The sequence below is a fragment of the Mesorhizobium sp. LjNodule214 genome, assembly GCF_964252735.1.
GTDB lineage: Bacteria > Pseudomonadota > Alphaproteobacteria > Rhizobiales > Rhizobiaceae > Mesorhizobium.
Genome location: NZ_CAXUPE020000006.1, coordinates 1 through 22,961, shown reverse-complemented (window position 1 = coordinate 22,961; position 22,961 = coordinate 1). Strand labels below are relative to the sequence as shown.

Below are 22,961 nucleotides of genomic sequence, written 5' to 3'. Positions count from 1 at the left end.
GAAACAGCCATCGTTTAAGCTTTCGCAAGTTCACGTGACAGCCAGCTGTCGACGAGGCCAAAATGGGTGGAAAGATTGTCGACTCCCGGACGCCAGGGGTTAGCGGGCGTTCGATGGCGACTCCACCTCTGCCATACCTTTCCATCGAACGATTCTGCAGCGAGTGCGCCAATTGAGCGGCCGTCGCTCCGTTGCAGTTCTGGGTAAAAGTAGGCCATATCGATTTGCGCTTCGGGGTAGCCCGTGTCGATGCGCACGTTCACGTCCACTGCGCTTACATTGTAGCCAGGCGGCAATGGGTAACCGTAAATAACAACCCTAAGCACGCCCCCTTCTCTTACCAGTTCATAGCGAAGACCGGTTGCCACAAGCCACTCAACGTCCTCCGCCGGGAGGTCAAACTCCCGGCGGTCGGTACCCAGTCCTTCAGTTTGATCGAGCGGCAAGGTTACGAACCGTTCGACGCCAGGCTCGCGCAAGTCGACTTCCTTGTCGATCTCGATCCGCTCGGGCGCCCCGCGCTTGGGTTTGAAGTAGAGCGCGAAATGCTCCGGAGGCGACTTTCCGGCGAGAACCAACAGCTCACGGGCTGTTGGTTGCGCCTTATTGCTCTCGTAGTGTTCCTTGTCGATCTGGACCTTATAGGACTTCTTGTCCTTCACGTCCTTCTCATCATCATCGCTCATCGCGCAGCTCCTTGCTATTTTCTCTGCATCAGATGATGCTGACGGCGCTTCGTGTTGCAGACAGCAAAACGCCGCCAAATTTTTTTCAGGGCGGCTGTCCGAGACCCGCGGCTTCGTCAGCATAGGGAAGCATGCGCACGCAAGCTAAGGTAGTATCTGAGGGCGACGAGGTCGCAACAAGCGATGAAGTCGCGCAAGCTTTGGCAGCGCTTGACATCACTGAAATCGCTCGCCTCAACCTGATTGCCAAGCTTCGGGCCCGTTATGCTCCCGGGTTCGAGTGGCGGGATTTGCTACATGACGCGATCGACAAGGCTCTGGATGGCACACGCAAATGGCCGCGTAGATTGCCCTTTCTTCTGTTTATGCGGGAGGTGATGAGAAGCCTCGCAAGCGAACACCGCCGCAAATGGCAGTTTGGACCGATTACCATTGAGGCCGATCTCCTGACCCGCTCGGGTCAGGAATCGGTCCTCACGACAACTGCAAGTGACTGTCCTGGACCTGAACGGGATATCCACGCGCGTCAGATGATCAGCCAAATCTTGTCGCTTTTCGATGGGGACGCTGCGGCACTCGCAATCCTTGATGGCCTAGCCAAGGGACTTGAGCCGCATGAAATCCAGGCGCAAGCCGATCTAACGGCAAAGCAATATGCGTCGGCGCAGCGTCGAATCCGACGCTGTCTTGTCCGCGCATATCCGGAAGGAGTTGAGCATGAGTAATTTTGATCCTGCAGATCGCCTCGACGCGCTGTTGCGAGGCTGTGAGGACATTGTTGCTGGCACTGTCAATGGCGACATGACGGCGACTGCGCGAGGCGAGGCTGATGAAACCTCTTCTTTCATCGCAATGAGGCTAGCGCAGTTCAGATCCACCGTTTCACACGCATCGGTCGGGCACGCCCCAGCCTACCCCAAAGTAGCTGCGAGGCGCGCGGTTCCCCGTGACGCGGCTGGACGACGTCGGCTTCTCGGTCGCCTTATCGCTTCGCGACCTGAACTGCCGACGCGGATCAGCATGGCATTCAAGAGTCGAGAGCCGGAGGATGCCGAAATTGCAGAAATGCTGGATGAGTTGTTGCGCACGGACGACGGGTCAGCAATGGGATGAGCGAGCTGTTTAGGCGTTATTATTTCCAAGCCCGCGCTTTGCCGCGGGCTGTGGCGTTTGGGTATCGGTGGTTTGACGAGCCCACCCGATGACATCCGAGGTCGTCGTAATGAACAGCCTTGGCGTCGCGCTTGCCAGCGATAGTGCTGCGACAGTCAACAATGGCGAGGGTGACAAAGTCTTCAACTCTGCCGACAAGCTGTTCATGCTATCTAAGCGCCACCCTGTCGGAGTGATGGTTTATGACAACGCAGCCCTGCTTGGAGTGCCGTGGGAAACGATCATCAAGGTGTTTCGGCGGCAGCTCGGCAACTCCAGGTTTGCGACGTTAGAAGAATATGGCAGCGCGCTGATCGGCTTCCTTGATAGGAACGAAAGACTGTTTCCTGCGGCGTTGCAGGATCGTTTTTATCTTCGCTCAATTGAGACGCTTTTCGCATTACTTGAGAACCGCATCGAAGACGCAATCTACGCATCGTTCGTTGATGGCACCGATCCGCCGCCGGCCTCGAGTGACATCGCGCGACAGATCATCAATAAAGAGCGAAACAGCTGGAAGAGCGAGGCGGAGGCATCGTGTCTCGCTGAGGGTGTTGGAGCGCGCCTTACCGGTCGCTTCTCGGGCGAAATAAGCAAACGTATTGCGGCTGCGTTCGGTCCATTTCGGATCGATTCGGAGACCATGCAGGCGCTTTACGAACTGGCGAGGCTGATCGTCTCCAAGGAGAGAATTCCCAGCTTTTCGCTGAGCGGCATCGTGGTTGCAGGCTTCGGAGAAGATGAGCATTTCCCTGTGATGCAGTCTATGGAGATCGGCGACGTTTTCGAAGGTCGGCTCAAATATCGCTGCTGTGAGGTTCGAAGGATCGATTGCGATACGCCATCGGTTATTGTCCCTTTCGCTGATGGCGACATGGTCAACACCTTTCTCCATGGGATGAATCCCGGCTTTGAACTTCGTATGACGAAGGAGATTGCAGACCTCGTGACCAATCTGCCGGACGCCATCGTCGATGCGATCGCGGACTTGACTGATGAACAGCGCGCCAAGTGGAAAAGTCAGTTTCGTCCCGAAAGCAAAAAAGCCATCAAAAGCTTGATCCAAAAGTTGAATGAGCAGCGAGAAGAAAAACACCTCGGCCCTATCAAACAGGCGATTGCGAATATGCCGAAGGATGAGCTGGGTTTTGCAGCCGCGCGGCTAGTCAGCTTGAACTGGTTTCAAAAGCGCATGTCATTAAGCACCGAGACGGTCGGCGGACCGGTTGATGTTGCTGTTATCTCCAAGGGAGATGGCTTCATTTGGATCGACCGCAAGCACTATTTCCGACCGGAGCTGAACCAACATTTCTTCGACAACTATCACTTCGACCAGGAAACGAATGGAGCCTCACATGATCAAGGAGAAAAAGCCCGTAAGCACAAAAATGCCCGGACGCGAGAAAAATCTGACGGACGAAGTGCTGGACGAACTGATCGAGCGATATCCTCACCTCAAAGCCGCCCGCGACGCGATGCGGACTGAGGGAGTATCATGCAATGAATTCTCACAGGACGCGTTGGGTGTGTTCCGTCAGCGTTTCCGTGTTTGACAGGACGTCGTGAGCCGTAGGAGATACGGTTTCAACGACCACAATTAGGTGGTCTTGGAGACGGAATTCGCATGCCTTGGCGTCGGCGAGGGGAGACGTCAACACAGGAGGATCTGTGCTGGTGCAAACCTCTTAATGTTCGCGTTCTGTGCTTCTAAAGTCGCATAAAAGGGCATTATCGAATTGGGAGTGATGTCCCGAATAATTGGCATCGTCCAGTTGCCGCCCGGATAATCATTGGCGACGAACACCTCGACATGGTCGACACCCTAAGCTTCATCGGTGAATCATATTTAAGCGGCAAGGGATCCTTCCCGAAATCGAGCGGCAGCGCGGGTTTTGGCCGGCCGCATCGACTCGCCACGCCTCCGCTAGATCGAGCGGCGTAGCGCCTCCAACATTGAGTTCGCAGTGCCGCTGTCCTAGCCGGCGAAGATCGTGTTCGTCATCCCCGCGGTTCCGGCGGCGATGCACCCACCGCTGGCCCTCATCTGATGCGCGCTTCGGCTGCGGACAGCAGACAGCGAAGCCGCCACGGCCGCGAAAATCTCGCAATGTCGGCTCGATTCCAGGTCCCGTCCGCCACTTTTGCGGGGTGATCCGTGCAGGTGCCTGGCGTGGATCGTGCCAACCATCCCCTGACCGCATCATTGCCAGCGTCCTCCTTCAGCCGGCCGAGCCTCGCGACGCCGGATCGATCATAACGATACTCTTCGAAGAACATTCTCTTTGTAGCAAGCGTGACGGTCTGCGCTGTCTTACCGAGTTTCAGCCTTTGCCATCGCCTCCTGTCCTCCCTGCCGCGCGTCACTCTAACCTGCTCTCATCACCTCACCTCACGCGGGAAAGAGTGTCATTAACGTCATCCTGTGCGGGAAATGTCACAGCGATAAGACAGAACGCAGAAAAGCCATAGTGGCGTCCTGCCAAGCAACCCTATTGCAGAGTCCACCGGGCCCGCCGGCGACATAATCAAGGAGCTCTCGCATAGGACAAGCCGGTGTTTGGTTCTCCCGGGTCATCTGCGATTTAAATCAAATCCGTCTGTGGATATTGACGATTGCGTGACCCTCACCTCGTAGACGGCTAACGCGGGCGGCAACTGAGAGGGTCATATGACAAGCGATTTTTCCGCCGCGCGAGTGCATCTAGATCGAGCATATCATTACCTGCGAGGCGATGACCCGATCAGCCAGAGAGGGCGCGAAGCCTTGGATCTGCTAATTGAGGCAGTTGCCGTCGAGGAGTTCAAGCAGCCGAGCCAAAACGCGGAGGTGCTAATGTTTCCGATTGGGCGCCGCTTCTGAGGCCGAATATTGCCCGTCAAGGCATGAGCCGAGTCGGCAATCGAATGGGAGTCCGAAGCCTGTCGCCCACAACCTTCTGAATTTCGCTGCGCCTATTGTCATCGGCGGCAGCTATTCCGGAATGGCCGCCGCCCGGCAGTTCCGCCGCGCCCGCGCCAGGTGCCGGGTTGTGGCGGAACGCTTTTTTTTCAGCCATTCGCCTGCCTTCCTGTCCCAGGACGGCGTCGATCCGGCCGAGATCACGGAACGGTCGCCTGAGTAGCTTTCGCGCTACGCGACGCCCTGGTACGACGGAACGGCCGAACGGGTGAGAGGAGCCGCGACGGTTTCGGGTCCTACTCGCTGACGGCCCTCCGCGGAGGGCCGTCGAGTCTTTTTCGCTGCCGGCGTTTGATATGCGCTGCCAAGGGTCAATGAGCTGGCGGAGATATTGGAGAACAGCATTCCACCGACCCTGATGTATGGCTGTGAACTCTAACGGGACGGCTCGGCGTGATTGGTGCCGATCCTGCTCGGCTCACCAGGCACCTCGCGTGTCCGAATGAGGAGGTCTTTGCCCTGCGGAGCGAATGCTCATTTTTCCATAATCATTGCATATATCAGTGCTAGGAAGGTCCGAATTGGAAACGAAAACAATGGGGCGAGGCTTATGATGTTGAGCTGTAGCCGAGGCAAATCGCCTGCACAGCTTTTCCGCTATCTATCGGCCAAGTGGCCTGCGGCGTTCAATCCGAAAGCGCCCAGGCCGCTCAAGATCGGCATCCATCATGACATTCGGGTGCTCGACGGCGAACTGTCTGATGATGAATTGAGGAGAGCCCTGCTGGCGTATACCAAGATGGCCAAATACTTGGCGAGACTGGATGCCGGCGCCGCACGGGTCAATCTCGATGGCAAGCCGGCCGGCGTGGTCTCGGATGCGGACGCCGCGACCGCCAAGGCTTTGCTTTGCTCCCGCAAGGACAAACAAAAGGGCAAGCAAACGCCGGAGCCAAGGGTTGAGCCTCAAGCGCCACCCAAACCAAAACCGAAGCGAACCGCCGTGTTCAAGGCGAAGAATACGGCCGACAGCCCGACCGGCATAATCGTTGAGACGAAGCGTCGCCGGTCATTCCGAAAGCCGATGACTTGATCGCCGCTGAGCGATAGCTCGCGCCGACCGGGACAGCCCTCAGGGTCGGAGCACATGGCGCCCCGCGCCAATCCGAATTGCCGCGATCGCAATGGAGTTGCCGCATTCGCGCTGGCGAAACGGAGTGGTCGGTCAACCCTTCTTCGGGATGAACGAAGGCCGGAGGCTATTCCGATGGTCGTTCTGGCTACCGCTGCGACCGTGATATTTCGGGATGGCAGTCAGATCGATGCCGGCCCAGATTGACTGTGGCCATACTGCTGCTCAACCTCCTCTCAGTTGATGACGTTGGAAAGAATGGGAAGCAGATTGGGAAATTCAGCGCGCAGGCATGGCGGCGCCAGCTTCTGCTGGGCGATCGCCTTCAGGCGTGGCGGCAGGTGAACCCGAGCAGGCGGCAAAAAGCGACGCCGACGGCGGTCGAATATTGGCCCTGAATCTCGACGTTGGTGCAGTGTCGCAGAACGCCCTTGATCATCGCGGCGACCTCCGAAGACGAACAGCGCTTGAGCTGCGAGAAAATGCAGGTCGAGCCCTTTTCGACATGCCATTAGATCATCACGCCACGACCGCCATAGCGGACATGCCATTCCGTCATCAGGTTGCCGTCCCAAGCGCCGAACTTCTTGGAGTCCGACGCGCAGGCCGTCCCGGCTTCGCCCCAGATGGCGGTGTTGCGGATAGCCAGTGTTGTATTGGCAACGCGCCCGCAAGCCGCCTCGAGCGCGCCCCTTAGCAAGCACGTGAACCCTGAGCCAACCTCCTATGGGTCAATATAGGGTCAGGTGGCCTGCCATCATTCCAGGACAGGACAACTGACAAAGAAGGTGTCGCCTATCCGACACTCTTCTGTCGTCTTTGTTGGGTCCGCGACACCGGCCTATTTCGCCGAGCTCTTGTCTAGCCTCAGGCTAATCCGCTGAAAAGTAATCACAATGTTTTTCTTCTGCTGGGTCGCCAAATTGGCACGAGTTTTGAAACTCCTTCGTTGGGAGCCGGGAGCCGCGGACCGACCTTCATTTCGTGGATGACACCGCGATTGATGAAACGGAGAAAGAAAAGCAAAATGTCAAATCCGCATCAGATAACATTCTATGCAAGGGGGCCTCGGCGAAACCGCCCCGTACCCAAACAGGCTGCCGCCCTTGTCGACCCTTGCGCAGGAAATCTTGATGGCCGGCTGCGACTCAAAGGCCCACCACACTCGTCTTATCCTGAACTCGAAGGCGCAGGATAAAGTTCTGCATCTCGCCGCGCGGTATGCCTAGGCAGTTACACGTTGGCCGATCTTGATAATCGAGTCGGGCTACGCCGCGGAGGACGTCTACATGCCATCGTCATTCGCTGCCTGCAGCGCCTTCCGCCCTTCCATCGCTAGAGAGTGAAGTGCCACCATGTCCGAACAACCCTTGCCGACGCTGCCGATGTGGCGCGTCGACCACATCGAGCCCTCGCCTGAGATGTTGGCGCTACGCGCCAACGGTCCGATCCACCGCGTGCGCTTCCCCTCCGGGCACGAAGGCTGGTGGGTGACAGGCTACGACGAGGCCAAGGCGGCGCTGTCCGACGCGGCGTTCCGGCCGGCGGGAATGCCGCCGGCGGCATTCACCCCGGATTCGGTGATTCTCGGTTCGCCGGGGTGGCTGGTCTCGCACGAGGGGGGCGAGCATGCCCGGTTACGCACGATCGTGGCGCCGGCCTTCAGCAACCGCAGGGTGAAGGTGCTCGCGCAGCAGGTCGAGGCGATCGCCGCGCAGTTGTTCGAGACGCTGGCGGTCCAGCCCCAGCCCGCCGACCTGAGGCGCCACCTCTCCTTTCCGCTGCCGGCCATGGTCATCAGCGCGCTGATGGGCGTGCTCTACGAGGATCACGCCTTTTTCGCCGGGCTGTCCGACGAAGTGATGACGCACCAGCATGAAAGCGGCCCGCGCAGCGCGTCGCGCCTGGCCTGGGAAGAACTGCGCGCCTACATTCGCGGCAAGATGTGGGACAAGCGCCAGGATCCGGGCGACAACCTGCTGACGGATCTGCTCGCGGCGGTCGAGCAGGGCAATGCGACCGAGGAAGAGGCGATCGGCCTGGCGGCGGGCATGCTGGTGGCGGGGCACGAGAGCACCGTCGCGCAGATCGAATTCGGCCTGCTGGCCATGTTCCGCCATCCACAACAGCGCGAACGCCTAGTCGGCGATCCATCCCTGGTGGACAAGGCGGTGGAGGAAATCCTGCGCATGTACCCGCCGGGCGCGGGCTGGGACGGCATCATGCGCTATCCGAGGACCGACGTGACTATCGCGGGCGTGCATATTCCCGCGGAGAGCAAGGTGCTGGTCGGCCTGCCGGCGACGTCGTTCGATCCGCGCCATTTCGACGACCCGGAAATCTTCGACATCGGACGCGACGAAAATCCGCACCTGACGTTCTCGCACGGGCCGCACTACTGCATCGGCATGGCGCTGGCCAGGCTGGAACTCAAGGTGGTGGTCGGCTCGATCTTCCAGCGCTTTCCCGCGCTGCGCCTGGCCGTGGCGCCCGAAGAACTGAAGTTGCGCAAGGAGATCATCACTGGCGGGTTCGAGGAGTTCCCGGTGCTCTGGTGACGCGCGGACGCCGCCCGGAATCGCGATCTTATCCGCAATTTGCCGGCGCGCCTAGCACGCGCCGGTCAGATCAGCCAGCCAACGGGTAACCAAGATGGACGTGCAAGAAACCAAGGCAGCATGCCGGGACGCCTTCGCCGAACTGGCGTCGCCAGCGTGCATCCACGACCCGTATCCGTTCATGCGGTGGTTGCGCGAGCACGATCCGGTGCATCGCGCGGCGTCGGGCCTCTTTCTGTTGAGCCGCCACGCCGACATCTACTGGGCACTCAAGGCCACGGGCGATGTGTTTCGGGGACCGGCGCCGGGCGAACTGGCGCGCTATTTCCCGCGCGCGGAGACCAGCCTGTCACTCAATCTCCTCGCGTCCACGCTAGCGATGAAGGATCCACCGACGCATACGCGTCTGCGCCGGCTGATCTCGCGCGATTTCACCATGCGCCAGATCGACAACCTGCGGCCGAGCATCGCGCGCATCGTCGCGGCGCGCCTGGACGGCATGGCGCCCGCGCTTGAGCGCGGGGAGGCGGTGGACCTGCATTGGGAATTCGCGCTGGCCTTGCCAATGCTGGTCTTCGCCGAACTGTTCGGCATGCCCCAGGATGACATGTACGGGCTCGCTGCCGGCATCGGCGCCATTCTGGAAGGCCTGAGCCCACACGCCAGCGATCCCCAGCTCGCCGCGGCGGACGCGGCCAGCGCCAGGGTGCAAGCCTACTTCGGCGATCTCATACAGCGCAAGCGCACCGATCCCCGCAACGACATCGTGTCGATGGTGGTCGGCGTACACGACGACGATGCCGACACGCTGTCGGATGCGGAGTTGATCAGCATGCTGTGGGGCATGCTGCTAGGCGGCTTCGCCACCACTGCTTCGACCATCGACCATGCGGTCCTGGCGATGCTCGCGTATCCCGAACAGCGGCACTGGCTGCAGGGAGACGCCGTAGGGGTGAAGGCATTCGTCGAAGAAGTCCTGCGCTGCGACGCGCCTGCCATGTTCAGCTCCATTCCGCGTATCGCCCAGCGCGACATCGAACTGGGCGGCGTGGTGATCCCGAAGAACGCGGACGTGCGCGTGCTCATCGCGGCCGGCAATCGCGACCCGGACGCCTTCGCCGATCCCGACCGCTTCAATCCCGCGCGGTTCTACGGCACCACTCCTGGCATGTCGACCGACGGGAAGATCATGCTGAGCTTCGGCCACGGCATCCACTTCTGCCTCGGTGCGCAACTGGCCCGGGTGCAGTTGGCCGAGAGCCTGCCGCGCATCCAAGCGCGCTTCCCCACACTGGCATTGGCCGAGCAGCCGACCCGGGAACCGTCCGCGTTCCTTAGGACGTTCCGCGCGCTGCCGGTGCGGCTGCATAAGGGGGGCTGAGATGCGCGTCGTGATCGACCAGGATCTATGCGGAACCACCGGGCAGTGTGTGCTGACGCTGCCGGGCATCTTTCGCCAGCGCGAACCGGACGGCGTGGCGGAAGTGTGCGTGGCGAAGGTCCCGCAGGCGCTGCACGCCGCCGCGCGGCTCGCGGCCAGCCAGTGTCCGGTCGCCGCCATTCGGGTCATCGAAAGCGACGCTGGCGAGCGCGCCAGCGCCGACCCTGCGCCTTCTCCGGCGCAGGCTGAGCGGCATGCCGCGAAAGACCAACGCAACCCAGGAGGACGGTTTGAAGGCAAGGTGGCCGTGGTGACCGGCGCCGGCGCCGGCATCGGCAAGGCATGCGCCCTCGCCATCGCGCGCGAGGGCGGCAGAGTGGTGGTGGCCGACATTGATGGCTCGGCGGCCATCGCCTGCACCGCGAAGATCGCGGCCGAAGCGGGCCACGCGCTGGCCCTGGCCATGGACATCGCCGATGCGCAGGCGGTGGCAGCGCTGTTCGAGACGGCGGAGCGGCACTTCGGTGGGGTCGACCTGCTGGTGAACAACGCGAGCGCCATGCATCTGACACCGCGCGACCGCACGATCCTCGACCTGGACCTGGCGGTCTGGGATCAGACCATGGCGACCAATCTGCGCGGCACGCTGCTCTGCTGCCGGCAGGCCATCCCACGAATGATCGCCCGCGGCGGTGGCGCGATCGTCAACATGTCGTCGTGCCAGGGGCTCAGCGGTGACACCGCGCAGACGTCCTACGCGGCGTCGAAGGCGGCGATGAACATGCTGTCGGCCTCGCTCGCCACCCAGTACGGTCATGCGCAGATCCGCTGCAACGCGGTTGCGCCGGGTCTCATCATGACCGAGCGTCTCCTCGCCAAGCTGGACGAGTGCATGCAACGGCATCTGAGCCGGCACCAACTCCTGCAGCGCGTCGGCCGCCCCGAGGACGTGGCCGCGCTGGTGGCGTTCCTGCTCTCCGACGATGCTGCGTTCATCACCGGCCAGGTCCTGTGCATCGACGGCGGCATGCTGGCGCATGTGCCGACGTACGCCGACGGTGGCAACAGCCGCGCCGCGCGGCCTGCCGGCGACACCGCCGAAGCGGCCGCGGCGCCGCGCTGCTGATGGACATGCTGCTCAACCCGCTGGACCGTCGGCACCGGCTGCGGGACGACATCCCGGTCGTGCCCGGCGCTTTCCCCCTGGTCGGACATCTTCCCGCCATCGTCTGCGACCTGCCGCGCCTGCTGCGGCGCGCGGAACGGACGTTGGGCAGCCACTTCTGGCTGGATTTCGGCCCTGCCGGACACCTGATGACCTGCGTGGATCCGGATGCGTTTGCACTGCTCCGGCACAAGGACGTGTCCTCGGCGCTGATCGAAGAGATCGCCCCCGAATTGCTTGGCGGAACGTTGGTCGCCCAGGACGGCGGCGCGCACCGGCAGGCGCGCGACGCGATCAAGGCGGCGTTCCTGCCCAAGGGGCTGACCCAGGCCGGCATCGGCAACTTGTTCGCGCCCGTCATCCAGGCGCGGGTGCAGGCGTGGCGCGACCGCGGCGACGTAACCATCCTGCGCGAGACCGGCGACCTGATGCTCAAGCTCATCTTCAGCCTCATGGGAATCCCAGCGCAGGACCTGCCGGGATGGCATCGCAAATACCGGCAACTGCTGCAGTTGATCGTCGCGCCCCCGGTCGACCTGCCCGGACTGCCCTTGCGGCGCGGCCGCGCCGCCCGCGACTGGATCGACGCGCAGTTGCGCCAGTTCGTCCGCGACGCGCGCGCCCATGCCGCGCGCACTGGGTTGATCAATGACATGGTGAGCGCCTTCGATCGCGGCGACGATGTGCTCTCCGACGACGTCCTGGTCGCCAATATCCGCCTGCTGCTGCTTGCCGGTCACGACACCACCGCCTCGACGATGGCCTGGATGGTGATCGAGCTGGCGCGGCAGCCTGGGCTGTGGGACGCCCTGGTCGAGGAGGCGCAACGCGTGGGCGCGGTGCCGACCCGGCACGCGGACCTGGCGCAGTGTCCGGTCGCCGAGGCGCTGTTCCGCGAGACGCTGCGCGTGCATCCGGCGACCACGCTCCTGCCGCGTCGCGCGCTGCAGGAATTGCAACTCGGCCAACGGCGCATTCCTGCGGGCACCCCTCTGTGCATCCCGCTGCTGCATTTCTCGACCTCTGCGCTGCTGCACGAGGCGCCTGATCAGTTCCGCCTGGCACGGTGGCTGCAACGCACGGAGCCGATCCGGCCGGTGGACATGCTGCAGTTCGGTACCGGCCCACACGTCTGCATCGGTTACCACCTGGTATGGCTGGAAATGGTGCAGTTCTGCATCGCCTTGGCACTGACCATGCACAAGGCCGGGGTGCGGCCGCGGTTGCTGAGCGCCGTCGAAAAAGGTCGGCGCTATTTCCCGACCGCACATCCGTCCATGAAAATCCGCATCGGATTCTCATGAGCTGGCATCGCATGCCCCGTGTGGCGAGGCAGCGGCGCCGGCGACCCGCAGCATTGCTCCACTCGGCGCGCGCGCTCGGTGCGACGCCGGCAACGCCGCGGCGGCTCGCCGCTCGCCGTGGCCGTCTCCTGTCAGGTACAAGGACATGAAAAACATCCAGACCGGTTCCACGCGACACGACGACCGAACTGGCGTTTCCGCGCTCGGCGGATTGGGCGCGCAGGCGCGCGGCGCATCCGGCAGGCTGCCGCCGGAGATCTGGATGCAGGACGGCGCAAAGCGGGTCGAACAGGCGCTGGCGCGTCTTCTCTGCGCCGAAGACGACGGTGAGACCGAGCTGATGGCGGCGATGCGCTACGCCAGCTTGCATGGCGGAAAGCGCACCCGCGCCTTGCTCTGTCTGGCTACCGGCGCACTGGCCGACACGCCGACGCACATGCTCGACGATGTCGGCGCCGCCATCGAGATGATGCACGCCTGTACCCTGGTCCACGACGACCTGCCCGCAATGGACGATGACGTGCTTCGCCGCGGCCTTCCGACCGTGCACGTCAAGTTCGGCGAAGCCACTGCGATCCTGGTCGGCGATGCGCTGCAGGCGCACGCCTTCCTGACCCTGGCGAACCTGGATGCGCCGGGCGACAACCGTATCGCGCTCGTGCGCGAACTGGCGCAGGCGGTGTCCGCCGAGGGTGCCGCAGGCGGGCAGGCCATGGATCTGTCGCTGGTCGGAAAGCACGTCGATCTGGACAGGATCGTGGCGATGCACCGGATGAAGAGCGGAGCGCTAGTGCGCGCGTCCGTTCGCATGGGCGCGCTATGCGCCATCGCGGAGGATGCCGCCCACGCTGCGCTGTACTGTGCGCTCGATCGCTACTCCGCCTGCTTCGGCCTGGCGTTGCAGGTGGTCGACGACATTCTCGACGCGACAGCGGATACCGCGACGTTGGGCAAGACCCCCGGCAAGGACGCGGCGGCGCAGAAGCCGACCTGTGCGTCCATCATGGGGCTGCAGGCAGCGCGCCAGTTCGCGCTGGATCTGTTGCGCGACGCCGGGGAGGCCATCGTCCCGCTAGGGCCGCGTGCGGAACGGTTGGCGCAGATGCTGCGGCGGGCCAACGCATATCTGTTAAAGCACGCGCCATGCGCATGAGCGCGCCCGTCCGCATGGAGTCGCCCCTGTGCCGCTGCGATCGGCCGGCGGTAGCGGTGCATGCTGCACTGTGTCCGAATCCGCGGCACCGCTCGCAGCGGTTGCCCAGCACGGCCGCGGCGCACGCGGCGCGCTGCGCGCAAGCCTATGCAGCGGACCGGCGCCAGCATCGGGGTGCGTCGCCGCGCCGGAGCAGGGCGGCCGTCCGGCGCTGCCCATGCGCCGGGCCGCGACGGGCCTGCGGCGACGTGCGCGGAGTCTGCCCGATCCTGGTTCCCGTCAACTGTCTGCAGAAGGAACATACCGCGTGAACGCGCTGTCCGAACAGATCCTTTCCGAATTGCGCCACCTGCTGATCGAGATGAGCGACGGCGGCAGCGTCGGTCCGTCCGTCTACGACACGGCGCGAGCTCTGCAGTTCCACGGCAACGTCGCCGGTCGGCAGGACGCATACGCGTGGCTCATCGCGCAACAACAGGCCGATGGCGGATGGGGAAGCGCGGACTTCCCGCTGTTCCGCCATGCGCCCACCTGGGCGGCGTTGCTGACATTGCAGCGTGCCGATCCTCTTCCCGGCGCTGCCGACGCAGTCCAGGCTGCAACCCGGTTCCTCGAGCGCCAGCCCGATCCCTACGCGCATTCGGTGCCGGAAGACGCGCCGATCGGCGCGGAGCTGATCCTGCCGCAGTTGTGCGGCGAGGCCGCATCCTTGCTGGGCGGCGTGGGGTTTCCGCGCCACAGGGCGCTGTTGCCGTTGCGGCAGGCGTGCCTTGTCAAGTTGGGGGCGGTGGCGACGTTGCCGAGCGGCCATCCGTTGCTGCACTCCTGGGAAGCCTGGGGAACGTCGCCGACCACCGCATGCCCGGACGACGACGGCAGCATTGGCATCAGTCCGGCGGCCACCGCCGCGTGGCGTGCGCACGCCGTAACACATGGGAGCACGCCGCAGGTCGGGCGCACCGACGCGTATCTGCAGGCGGCATCGCGGGCGACGCGCAGCGGCATCGAAGGTGTCGTTCCCAACGTCTGGCCGATCAATGTGTTCGAGCCATGCTGGTCGCTGTACACCCTGCATCTGGCCGGGCTGTTCGCGCATCCCGCGTTCGCCGATGCCGTGCGCGTGATCGTCGCGCAGCTCGACGCCCGCATGGGCGTGCGCGGTCTGGGCCCGGCCTTGCACTTCGCAGCCGATGCCGACGACACCTCAGTTGCGTTGTGCGTCCTGCGCCTTGCAGGTCGCGACCCGCCGGTCGATGCGTTGCGCGATTTCGAAATCGGCGAGCTATTCGTCACCTTCCCCGGCGAGCGCAATGCCTCGGTGTCGACCAACATCCATGCCCTGCATGCGTTGCGACTGTTGGGAAAGCCCGCCGCCGGCACCAGCGCCTACGTCGAGGCCAATCGCAACCCGCACGGTCTATGGGACAACGAAAAATGGCACGTTTCGTGGCTGTATCCCACCGCGCATGCGGTCGCTGCACTGGCGCAAGGCAAGCCCCATTGGCGCGACGAGCGCGCGCTGGCGGCGCTGCTGCAGGCGCAGCGCGATGACGGCGGCTGGGGCGCCGGTTGCGCGTCCTCATTTGAGGAAACCGCCTATGCGCTGTTCGCGTTGCACGTGATGGACGGGAGCGAAGAGCCGACAGGGCGCCGGCGCATCGCGCAGGCGGTGGCGCGTGCGCTGGAGTGGATGCTCGCTCGCCATGTGGCGCATGCATTGCCGCAGACGCCGCTGTGGATCGGCAAGGAACTGTATTGCCCCACCCGGGTCGTGCGCGTGGCCGAACTCGCCGGGTTGTGGCTGGCGCTTCGTTGGGGGCGGCGCGTCCTGGCCGAGGAAGCAGGAGCGGCGCTATGATCCAGACCGAAAGCGCGCTGCAGCAGGTGCTGGAGTGGGGGCGTTCCCTGACAGGGTTCGCCGACGAGCATGCCGTGGAAGCGGTCAGGGGCGGCCAGTACATCCTGCAGCGCATCCACCCGAGCCTGCACGACACCAGCGCCCGCACTGGCCGCGATCCGCAGGACGAAACGCTGATCGTGGCGTTCTATCGCGAACTGGCGCTGCTGTTCTGGCTCGACGATTGCAACGACCTTGGCCTGATCGCGCCGGAGGAGCTCGCCGCGGTGGAGCAGGCGCTGGGGCAGGGCGTGCCGTCCGCGCTCCCCGGATTCGAGGGCTGCGCTGTGCTGCGCGCTTCGCTGGCCGCGCTCGCCTACGATCGTCGCGACTATGCTCAGCTTCTCGACGATACCCGGTGCTACTGCGGGGCGCTGCGCGCCGGACACGCGCAGGCGGCAGGGGCGGAACGCTGGTCCTACGCCGAGTACCTGCACAACGGCATCGATTCGATCGCCTACACGAACGTGTTCTGTTGCCTTTCGTTGCTGTGGGGGTTGGACATGGCGACCTTGCGTGCGCGTCCGGCGTTTCGCCAGGCCCTGCGGCTCATCTCCGCGATAGGGCGCCTGCAGAACGATCTGCATGGACGCGACAAGGACAGGTCGGCCGGCGAGGCCGACAACGCGGCGATCCTGCTGCGGCAGCGCTATCCGGCTATGCCTGTGGTGGAGTTCCTCAACGACGAGCTGGCCGGCCATACGCGCATGCTGCACCGGGTGATGGCGGAAGAACGCTTTCCCGCGCCGTGGGGACCGTTGATCGAGGCCATGGCGGCCATCCGCGTGCAGTACTACCAGACCTCGACCAGCCGCTACCGCAGCGACGCTGCGGGGGGAGGCCAGCGTGCGCCCGCCTGAACGGCGTGATGTGGCTGCGTGCGCGCCGCTGCCGTCGGTCGGATCCGACGCAACGCCGTCGCCCGATGCGACGGATGGAGCGAGCATGAGCAATAGCGACACCGCCCCGAGCCGGCGCAAAGACGACCATCTGGACATCGTGCTGGATCGGCGAACGGCGCCGGCCACGGTCGCCGCCGGCTGGGAGTACATCCGTTTCGAACACTGCGCATTGCCCGAGTTGGACCTGACGCAGATCGACCTGCGCGCCTCGCTGCTGGGCAAGACCATGCGCGCCCCGCTGCTGATCAGCTCCATGACCGGCGGCATGCCACGCGCCGAGGCCATCAACCGGCATCTGAGCGAGGCAGCGCAAGCCTTGGGGATCGCCATGTGCGTCGGTTCGCAGCGCGTGAGCCTGCAATCCCGCAACACCCAGGGGCTGACGCGCGCGCTGCGCCGCATGGCCCCAGACATTCCCTTGCTGGCCAATATCGGCGCCGCGCAACTGCGCGAGGCCGACGGCCTGGACCTGGCGCGCCGGGCGGTGGATGCGCTGGAGGCCGATGGACTCATCGTCCATCTCAATGCGCTGCAGGAAGCGGTACAGCCGGAGGGCGACCGCGACTGGCGCGGCGTCCTGGCGCAGATCGCTCGCGCCGCGCGAAGCGTGGACGTGCCGATTGTGGCCAAGGAAGTGGGGTCGGGCCTGTCCGCCTCGGTGGCCTGCGCGCTCGTCAAGGCGGGCGTGGCGGTCATCGATGTCGCCGGCGCCGGCGGCACCAGTTGGGCCGCGGTGGAGGGCGAGCGCGCCCGCGATGCCGCCGACCGTGCAGTGGCGATGGCGTTCGCCGACTGGGGGATTCCGACCCCCGCCAGCGTGCAGGCGGTACGTCGGGCGCTGCCAACTGTGAAGCTGATCGCGTCGGGCGGGATCCGCGACGGCGTCGACGTGGCCAAGGCCATCCGCCTGGGCGCGGACATCGCCGGGCAGGCGGCCGGCGTGCTGCGCGCGGCGACGGTGTCCACCGAGGCGGTTGTCGCGCATTTCGAGATCGTCATCCGCCAGTTGGCCGTCGCATGCTTCTGCACCGGCTCGGCTGATCTGGCGGCGTTGCGTCAGGCGCGCTTGTTGCCCTCTCATCTGCCCGCCGGTTAATACCGGCGTCTCCCGCACGTGGCGGCGGGCGCCTAGCAAGCTGCTGAATACCTACGCCAAAGATAGACTACTGATCCACCTTGGCGAGGCGGTTCAATGCGCGAGAGCTCGTGGTCACCAGAAGGGAAGTCGATGCCCAGGACGTGGCTTGGTTGGAGACGCCAAGGATCGTCAAACTGACGATCCTTGTAACGTGGTCGGGGATCGACAACGACAGGATCGAACCGGTCTCGTCACGCATAGCGGAACGATCGCGCCAGAGGAAGCATTCGGTTCTGTCGCAGCATCGGCCAGGCAAAAATAACTTGCGTTGCGCAGATAAAATGCCCTGATCCTGCCATTCCTCCAGAGCAAGTGGGCGGGGAGAAATCTCATACAACTGGCAGCGAAGGGAGGCTCGGCCCAATGAGCGGGGTGGCGCGTGAAGAAGTTAATCCGGTGTCATCGGCAACGTTTGCGCCGCTCGAGAATTCAACTTTCCGTCCGATCTGGATTGCCACGCAGGTATCCAGTCTAGGGTGGCTGATTCAAATGGTTGCCATCAGTTGGCTGATGGCGACCATTTCGACATCGGATGTGATGGTCGCCTTGGTGCAGGCTTCGACAACCTTGCCCACATTCCTCCTGTCAATTATCGCCGGCGCCCTAGCCGACAATTACAGCCGCCGCAATCTCATGTTCGCTGGCTGGTGCGTGATAGCATTGTCCTCGACGATGCTGACTGTTCTTGCAGGTCTCGGAATTTTCAATCCATGGATAGTTCTTGCATTCAGCTGTTTGGCCGGAGTAGGCGCCGCTTTCACCGACCCCGCCTGGCACGCGTCGGTTGGCGATATCCTGCGAAAGCGCGATGTTCCGGCCGCCGTCACGCTTATCTCGGTCGGATATAACGCCGTCCGAAGCATCGGTCCCGCTCTCGGTGGCGTCGTCGTTGCTTCCTTTGGCCCTTTGACGGCTTTCGCAGTGGCGACGCTTACATATCTGATGCTGCTGTGGACCATAGGGCGCTGCAAATGGCATGTTCGCTCGTCACCGCTGCCGAGTGAACCATTGACCACGGCGATCCATGACGGAGCGCGCTTCACTGCCCTGTCATCCGAAATCAAGGCAGCAATTGCCCGCGGTGCCCTTTTTGGGCTGACGAGCATCTCTATACTAGCGCTCTTGCCTCTCGTCGCCCGCGATCAGCTGGGGGGAGGGCCAGTCGTTTACGGCATCCTGATGGCCGGCTTCGGGACCGGCGCCTTGTTCGCCGGCATCTGCAACAACATTCTGAGACGGAGGCTGTCCCAGGAACGTTTGACGACACTGTCGTGCATCGCCTGTGCGGCTTGTTGTCTATCGCTTGCTTTCACCCCCTCGGTGGCGGTGGCGGCTATCGCGCTGGCGCTCGGCGGCGCGGGCTGGGTCGTGACCTGGACCGGGCTGGACGTAAGCGTCCAGTTGGCGAGTCCAAGGTGGGTCGTTGGTCGCACGCTCTCGATCTATTATGCCCTTTCATCCGGCGGCATCGCGGCTGGCAGCTGGCTGTGGGGTACGGTGGCCGAGAGCTATTCGCTGAGCTCGGCTCTGGAGCTTTCAGGTGGCGCGCTGGTGCTGGTCGCTGGCACCGGCTTCCTGCTGCCCATCCGTCAATGGAAAGATTCCGATCAGGCTCCTCTTGGCTTCGAAACGCCTCAGGTTGCCCTGGATTTGAAGCCCCGAAGCGGGCCGATCGTCGCCAAGATCGAATATTCAATACCCGAAGCAAATGTCGAAGCGTTCCTGGAGCAGATGCGGGAACGGCGGCGAGTACAAAGCGGCGTTGGTGCGCGACACTGGAATCTCCAGCGCGACCTCCAGCAGCCTTCGCGTTGGACAGAAACCTTCCGCACCCCGACCTGGATGGACTACCTTCGCCTGAACCACCGCCTTACGGCAGCCGACAAGGAGTTGGACCAGCGTCTCCTCGCATTGCACCTGGGAGAGCTTCCTCCTCGAATCACGCTTGCGATCGAGCGGCCGACTGGAGCTGGCCGCAAGCGGGACCAATCGATGCGGTTCTTTTTCCGGCGTTGACATCCGTCCAGGCGTCCGCGCTGGTGAGACAGGATGGGTTGGAAACGAGCCAACGCTCTCACCATCCGTTTTGCAGATCGGCTTCGATCCATTCGGGTGGTTGCCGAGCCGGCATACTGGGCGGCTCAGACGTATCCTTGTCGGAGAGATTCCTCGGCACTCGAGCACTCTCTTATACGAGACGATCCTGATGCGTCACGCAAACGGTGAATCACGAACGCTCTCGCCGCAAACCCTTCCGCCCGGAAATCTGCCCCGGTTACGGCTCTCGGCGTATCCCAGAGTTGGGAGAAGCTTCTGCCAGACTACAACTGTAACCTCATATCGGTTTAGCAGGTCAAGCGTCGGTGGTACCCTGATTGGGTAACTTAACGACTTTGGAGGCCGAGCAATGGATCGCGATAACAAACGGGCACGCGCAGCTGCAAGTTCATCCCAAGACGTGGGGAATCGCAGTACCCTCCGTGACCTTCCATACGGACCATTGACCGATGTTGCAGAACGGCTGGTAAGCGCTAACCCGCGCGATACAGCGCGAAATCTTGGGAACTTCAAAGAACTCGGGAGGCGAGAGCGCATAGCCGTTCGGGGCACTCAAACCGAGCCAGAAACTGACCTCGCGAGATTTGAAACGCGGACCAATCAGCTTGGACGATCAGCCGTCGATCTGGGGGACAGATTGACTGCCGGGTTGGGGCACACCCCGGATGAAGTAGCATTGGAGCAATTCAGAGCAGTCAGTAATGTGTCCCATTACCTTCGGCCAGAGACACAAGATAGTATTGTTAATCGCATTGGCAACATGGACCCACCTTCGCAAGCTATCGGAGCGCTTTACGCTGCGCAAAACTTCAGCAAGTTTAACGCTGAAAATAAAGCTCGCATTTTTGATCAGGCCGCTGAATTGGCTACCGATCCGGATGGCCACGTCAGGTCGACAGCATCCAATGCTATGTACGCCATGTATCACCAGTTAGATCCAAATCAACAGGCCCAAGCTCACTCAATTCCCGGCATGCACGACATCTTGCCGCAGATGCCTCCTCCGCGGCATGCAGCAGAGGAACGCAGTGCGGATCTGGACGCCCACATAGCAGGTATTGGGGCTGCAGTCCGTGATACAGTTGGCCCGCAAACCTCCCACGAACAGCTGCAGCGGGGTGGTCAAGTCGGCCGGGACATAAGCCACTCCTACAATCACGCCCGAGAGGATCTAATGGAGGCCAGGAGAAGCAGGGATCGCACCGGCCGTTGAGGTCTTGGCCATGGCAGTAACGTTTCCTCTCCCGAATTCCGTTCACGGCCTTGCCGTTTCCAATTCGCTGGCCGTCGACGTACCTGCTTCGTGAAACTTTCAAAATCCACGTCTGCCGGGTGGCGCGATGCAAGCATCGCACCACCCGCTGCGGCATCGATCTGTCGAGCGTCGGCATCGCGCGACCTCGGTTCGGTGTCTAAAGCAAGCGCAGCATCAGCACGGCTAATTCGGCCATGGAACAATGTCTTCTACAAAAACGACGTCCCCCAACATAGCCATTAGCATCGCGTGCTCACTCGCCTTGGGGTTCTGTGCGGCAAGTCTGTACGCAACCTTCCGCCACGGGGGTAGCGGCGAGGCTCTGATGGCGTTTGATGTCCGTGCCTTTTGGTTTGAGACGCCCTTCTATTTGGGTTTCGCAACCCCCGTTTTCTATCAGGGCGCGGCTATCGTGCTCTCGACGTCTGCGGTTGTCTTGCTGATTCAGCAGGTCGTATTGCGCCGCAAGCTCGAACATCACGGGACCGCTCGTTGGGCTCGAGTGGATGAAATGCGACGCCCGGGATATCTGCGACGATACCGTGGCGTGACAGGGCCGGTCTTCGGGAAGACGAGTGGTCCTTTCTGGCCTGGCTATTACCTGACCAATGGCGAGCAGCCTCACAGCCTCATCGTTGCGCCGACCCGCGCTGGCAAGGGTGTCGGCATAGTCATTCCAACGCTACTTACATTTAAAGGCTCTGTGATAGCTCTGGACGTCAAGGGGGAGCTCTTTGAGCTCACATCGAGGGCGCGTAAAGCCGCAGGCCACGAAGTGTTCAAATTCGCGCCACTGGATTCAGAGCGGCGCACAAACTGCTACAATCCACTGTTGGATCTCATAGCACTGCATCCACAGCAGCAATTCACCGAAGCCCGCCGCTTGGCCGCGAACCTGATTACGGCCAAGGGGGAGGGGGCGGAAGGTTTCGTCGCCGGCGCCCGAGATATCTTTGTCGCGGGGATCCTTGCCTGCATCGAGCGGGGCACGCCAACAATCGGCGCCGTCTATGATCTGTTCGCTCAGCCGGGGGAGAAGTTTAAGCTCTTCGCGCAGCTCGCCATGGAGACCCGGAACAAAGAGGCACAACGCATCTTCGACGACATGGCGGGGAACGACACGAAAATCCTAACCTCCTACACGTCCGTGCTCGGCGATGGCGGGCTCAACTTGTGGGCGGATCCGGCTGTCAAGGCGGCTACAAGTCGCTCGGACTTTTCGGTCTATGATCTTCGCCGTCGCAGAACGTGCATCTATCTTTGCGTTGGTCCGAACGACCTTGAGGTGATCGCGCCTTTGATACGCTTATTTTTTCAGCAAATCGTTTCAATTCTACAGCGGTCGCTGCCCCGCCAGGACGAAAAGCACGAGGTTCTCTTTCTGCTCGATGAGTTCAAGCACTTGGGGAAGCTGGAGGCGATCGAGACCGCAATTACGACTATCGCGGGCTACAAGGGGCGTTTCATGCTCATCATCCAAAGCCTTTCGGCACTGACGGGGGCTTATGGAGAGGCTGGTAAGCAGAATTTTCTCAGCAATACCGGACTGCAAGTGTTCATGGCCACGGCCGATGACGAGACTCCGAACTACATTTCCAAAGCCATCGGTGAATACACGTTTGAAGCCAAATCGATTTCCTACAGCCAGTCGCGAGCGTTCGACCGGAACATTCAGAATTCGTTTCAAGGTGCGCCGCTGCTGCGTCCCGAACAGGTTCGGCTGCTCAATGACGAGTACGAGATTGTTCTCATCAAAGGTCTGCCGCCATTGCAACTGAGGAAGGTGCGATATTTTTCGGACCGCATTCTGAAACGCATCTTTGAAAGCCAGACAGGCGCCCTCCCGGAGCCGGCGCCCTTGACGGAAGCAGAGGAGGGATTCTCCGCAGAATCTCGACTCGATGAGCCGCTGCGCGGATTGGCGCAAGACTTTGACGATACAGTTTGATGCGAGGCTAATGTGGACCAGCGAAAAAATCCATCCCGTGTAACAGCTTTGCCGCAGGTGGTGCAGGACGCCGGCTTGGAAGAGGATCAAGCGGTCCAGGCCAGGCAAGTGGGCGTTGAGCAGCACCTTGCCGAGGCCCGGAGGCTGTTCGATCAAGCTGACGAGTCGCCAACCAATCCAGAGGAGCTTCAGCGACTGGACCAGGGGTTCCGCGAAGTGCTTCAGCAATGGCAGGATGAGCAAGCCGCCTCGTCTTCTTTCAGCGCTGAGGTTCCCGAGGCGCTCCGGCCGCTGTTCGATGATCGAGCTCACCAGCCGCCAACCAATGCAGAG

The 22,961-nt window shown here is 62.5% G+C and carries 19 protein-coding genes and 2 pseudogenes; 18 read left to right on the top strand and 3 right to left on the bottom strand.

Annotation, left to right across the window (positions count from 1 at the left end):
• Positions 1–14: 14 nt before the first annotated feature.
• Positions 15–686, bottom strand: coding sequence for a multiubiquitin domain-containing protein (locus tag ACSQ3Z_RS35090; protein ID WP_199201287.1), 672 nt, complete (start codon positions 684–686; stop codon positions 15–17).
• Between the two features lie 131 nt (positions 687–817).
• Here ACSQ3Z_RS35090 and ACSQ3Z_RS35085 point away from each other — a divergent pair, with 131 nt between their 5' ends.
• The 4 genes from ACSQ3Z_RS35085 (at position 818) to ACSQ3Z_RS35070 (ending at position 4,698) form a co-directional block, all read left to right on the top strand.
• On the top strand, positions 818–1,411 hold the full coding sequence (locus ACSQ3Z_RS35085) for a hypothetical protein (RefSeq protein WP_019856495.1): 594 nt from the start codon (positions 818–820) through the stop codon (positions 1,409–1,411).
• Complete coding sequence (locus ACSQ3Z_RS35080) at positions 1,404–1,799, top strand: hypothetical protein (protein ID WP_020628768.1); 396 nt, start codon at positions 1,404–1,406, stop codon at positions 1,797–1,799. Before ACSQ3Z_RS35085 ends, ACSQ3Z_RS35080 begins: the two co-directional genes overlap by 8 nt.
• 88 nt (positions 1,800–1,887) lie before the next feature.
• Positions 1,888–3,324: a hypothetical protein gene (locus tag ACSQ3Z_RS35075; protein ID WP_199201288.1), complete on the top strand. Its 1,437-nt coding sequence runs from the start codon at positions 1,888–1,890 to the stop codon at positions 3,322–3,324.
• A gap of 1,182 nt (positions 3,325–4,506) precedes the next feature.
• On the top strand, positions 4,507–4,698 hold the full coding sequence (locus tag ACSQ3Z_RS35070) for a hypothetical protein (RefSeq protein WP_109671438.1): 192 nt from the start codon (positions 4,507–4,509) through the stop codon (positions 4,696–4,698).
• A gap of 16 nt (positions 4,699–4,714) precedes the next feature.
• Here ACSQ3Z_RS35070 and ACSQ3Z_RS35065 read toward each other — a convergent pair whose 3' ends face one another.
• Positions 4,715–4,894, bottom strand: coding sequence for a hypothetical protein (locus tag ACSQ3Z_RS35065; RefSeq protein WP_436175691.1), 180 nt, complete (start codon positions 4,892–4,894; stop codon positions 4,715–4,717).
• Positions 4,895–5,197: 303 nt separating this feature from the next.
• Between ACSQ3Z_RS35065 and ACSQ3Z_RS35060 the strand changes: the two genes are divergently transcribed.
• On the top strand, positions 5,198–5,830 hold the full coding sequence (locus ACSQ3Z_RS35060) for a ProQ/FINO family protein (protein WP_244748465.1): 633 nt from the start codon (positions 5,198–5,200) through the stop codon (positions 5,828–5,830).
• A gap of 278 nt (positions 5,831–6,108) precedes the next feature.
• Here the strand turns inward: ACSQ3Z_RS35060 and ACSQ3Z_RS35055 are convergent.
• Positions 6,109–6,554, bottom strand: a pseudogene (locus ACSQ3Z_RS35055) (Tn3 family transposase); the annotation flags it as partial.
• A gap of 370 nt (positions 6,555–6,924) precedes the next feature.
• Here ACSQ3Z_RS35055 and ACSQ3Z_RS35050 point away from each other — a divergent pair.
• The 13 genes and pseudogenes from ACSQ3Z_RS35050 to ACSQ3Z_RS34990 form a co-directional block, all read left to right on the top strand.
• Positions 6,925–7,098, top strand: a complete 174-nt coding sequence (locus tag ACSQ3Z_RS35050; RefSeq protein ID WP_199201290.1) for a hypothetical protein — start codon at positions 6,925–6,927, stop codon at positions 7,096–7,098.
• Positions 7,099–7,224: 126 nt separating this feature from the next.
• Positions 7,225–8,427, top strand: coding sequence for a cytochrome P450 (locus tag ACSQ3Z_RS35045; RefSeq protein WP_436175690.1), 1,203 nt, complete (start codon positions 7,225–7,227; stop codon positions 8,425–8,427).
• A 94-nt stretch (positions 8,428–8,521) separates the two neighbouring features.
• On the top strand, positions 8,522–9,808 hold the full coding sequence (locus ACSQ3Z_RS35040; protein ID WP_436175689.1) for a cytochrome P450: 1,287 nt from the start codon (positions 8,522–8,524) through the stop codon (positions 9,806–9,808).
• 1 nt (position 9,809) lies between these two features.
• Positions 9,810–10,091, top strand: a pseudogene (locus ACSQ3Z_RS35035) (ferredoxin); the annotation flags it as partial.
• 18 nt (positions 10,092–10,109) lie between these two features.
• The gene (locus tag ACSQ3Z_RS35030; protein WP_342216827.1) at positions 10,110–10,934 is read left to right on the top strand and encodes an SDR family oxidoreductase; all 825 of its coding nucleotides are present in this window, start codon (positions 10,110–10,112) and stop codon (positions 10,932–10,934) included.
• Positions 10,934–12,277, top strand: a complete 1,344-nt coding sequence (locus tag ACSQ3Z_RS35025) for a cytochrome P450 (protein ID WP_199201294.1) — start codon at positions 10,934–10,936, stop codon at positions 12,275–12,277. Before ACSQ3Z_RS35030 ends, ACSQ3Z_RS35025 begins: the two co-directional genes overlap by 1 nt.
• A 145-nt stretch (positions 12,278–12,422) precedes the next feature.
• Complete coding sequence (locus ACSQ3Z_RS35020; RefSeq protein ID WP_436175688.1) at positions 12,423–13,430, top strand: polyprenyl synthetase family protein; 1,008 nt, start codon at positions 12,423–12,425, stop codon at positions 13,428–13,430.
• A gap of 307 nt (positions 13,431–13,737) precedes the next feature.
• On the top strand, positions 13,738–15,288 hold the full coding sequence (locus tag ACSQ3Z_RS35015) for a hypothetical protein (protein ID WP_436175687.1): 1,551 nt from the start codon (positions 13,738–13,740) through the stop codon (positions 15,286–15,288).
• Complete coding sequence (locus ACSQ3Z_RS35010; RefSeq protein WP_436175686.1) at positions 15,285–16,187, top strand: terpene synthase family protein; 903 nt, start codon at positions 15,285–15,287, stop codon at positions 16,185–16,187. Before ACSQ3Z_RS35015 ends, ACSQ3Z_RS35010 begins: the two co-directional genes overlap by 4 nt.
• 85 nt (positions 16,188–16,272) lie before the next feature.
• Positions 16,273–17,325 carry a type 2 isopentenyl-diphosphate Delta-isomerase gene (fni, locus tag ACSQ3Z_RS35005; protein ID WP_436175685.1) on the top strand — a complete coding sequence of 351 codons (1,053 nt, stop codon included), beginning with the start codon at positions 16,273–16,275 and terminating at the stop codon, positions 17,323–17,325.
• Between the two features lie 405 nt (positions 17,326–17,730).
• Positions 17,731–19,383: an MFS transporter gene (locus ACSQ3Z_RS35000; protein WP_436175684.1), complete on the top strand. Its 1,653-nt coding sequence runs from the start codon at positions 17,731–17,733 to the stop codon at positions 19,381–19,383.
• Between the two features lie 1,499 nt (positions 19,384–20,882).
• Positions 20,883–22,628, top strand: a complete 1,746-nt coding sequence (gene virD4, locus ACSQ3Z_RS34995) for a type IV secretion system ATPase VirD4 (protein ID WP_436175683.1) — start codon at positions 20,883–20,885, stop codon at positions 22,626–22,628.
• Between the two features lie 12 nt (positions 22,629–22,640).
• The coding region (locus ACSQ3Z_RS34990; RefSeq protein WP_436175682.1) for a hypothetical protein at positions 22,641–22,961 on the top strand (321 nt) is incomplete at its 3' end.